2 protein-coding genes are annotated in these 1,571 nt (G+C 73.6%); both read right to left on the bottom strand.

The window, feature by feature from the left end; genetic code table 11:
* A partial coding sequence (locus AUL35_RS07295) for an ATP-binding cassette domain-containing protein (protein WP_156417880.1) occupies positions 1–341 on the bottom strand: 341 nt, incomplete at its 3' end.
* A partial coding sequence (locus AUL35_RS07300; protein WP_062013540.1) for an amidase occupies positions 338–1,571 on the bottom strand: 1,234 nt, incomplete at its 5' end. The genes AUL35_RS07300 and AUL35_RS07295, both read right to left, overlap by 4 nt.

The following is a 1,571-nucleotide window of genomic DNA, read 5'->3' on the forward strand; positions in this document are numbered from 1 at the left end:
GAGCGCAGGGACACGAGCCGCTCGGTTCCCGCCATGACGTTTTCCAGCACCGTGAGATTGGGAGCGAGCGCGAAGTGCTGATGCACCATGCCGACCCCGGCGCGGATCGCCGCGCGCGGTCGGCCGGGCGGCAGTTCCCGTCCGTCCACGAGGACGCGTCCGCTGTCCGGCACGTAGTGGCCGAACAGGATGTTCATGAGCGTCGTCTTGCCGGCGCCGTTCTCGCCGAGCAGCGCCAGCACCTCGCCGCGCGCCAGTTCGATCGTGACGTCCTCATTGGCGAGCGTCGCGCCGAAGCGCTTGCTGATGCCCTCGAGGCGAAGGGCCGGTGTCGCGGTCATCGAAGGCTCGCCAAGGAAAAACGATGGGCGAAGGGCAGCTCGGCAGCGAGCGCCTCCGCAAGGTCGAGAAGGCGGAGATCCGCGCCGCTCGGACCCATGAGTTGCACAGGCAGGGGCAGGCCAGCCGCATCCTGGCCGAAGGGAACCGTCGCGGCCGGCAGGCCGGCGACGTTGGCGAGCACGGCGCCGGGTGCGAAACGCTCCATGCGGCGCCATTGCGCCTCGACATCGTCGCCATCGGTCGGAAAGGCGCCGAGCGGCGGGGGCGCGGAGGCCAGCATGGGCATGAGAAGCGCGTCGAAGCGCTCGAACAGGATCGCCATGCGACGCGCGATCCGCGCGCCGGCCTCGATCGCCCGCAGCACCTCGGCCCCGCCGATCCGGCGTCCGCGCTCGGCGGCGGCGGCCGAGAGCGGCTCGACCTCGTCGTCCCGGATCGCGAGCGCATCGAAGAGCCCGGCGAGCGAGGCGCAGATGACGCGGTCGAAGACCGTGCCGGCCTCGCGGGTAGGCTCCGCCAGAAGCGCGGGATCCCGCACCTCGATCTCGTGGCCGAGGGCGGCGAGGTGCCCGGCGGCCTCCTCGACGGCGACGGCGCGCTCCGGCGCGACGTTTGGCGTCCGGAGGAGCGCGATGCGCAGGCGCGTCCTGGGTGACGAGAAGGTGACGTCCGGCATGGGCCCCAACGCCCGGCCGCCGGCGGCCTGCAACGCGGTGCGAAGGTCACGCACGGAGCGCGCCACGACGAGCTCGGAGGTCAGGCCCGCCAGATGGTTGGCGAAGTCGGGCCCCTCCGGCGTCGCCCCGCGCGAGGGCTTCAGGCCGACGAGACCGCACGAGGCCGCCGGCACGCGGATCGAGCCGCCGGCATCCGTCGCATGGGCGACCGGCACGAGGCCGAGCGCGACCGCCACCGCCGCGCCGCCCGACGAGCCGCCGGCCGTGAGCCTCGGGTCGAGCGGGTTGCGAGCAGGCGGAAAGGCTGCCGGCTCGCTGGAAAGGGACAGGCCGAACTCGGGCACCGCGGTGCGGCCGAAGGGCAGGAGGCCGGTCCCCCGCAGGCGCGCGGCGAAATCGCTGTCCTCGGAGGATGCCGCAAGGCGCGCGGCGAGCGCGCGCGATCCCGCATGGACGGGGATGCCGGCAAACGGGCTGCCGAGATCCTTCACGAGAAACGGCACGCCCGCAAACGGCATGGCGTCGAGGGCGCGGGCGTCCTCGGCCCGCAGG

Source organism: Aureimonas sp. AU4, assembly GCF_001463765.1.
In the GTDB taxonomy this organism is placed as follows: Bacteria; Pseudomonadota; Alphaproteobacteria; order Rhizobiales; family Rhizobiaceae; genus Aureimonas.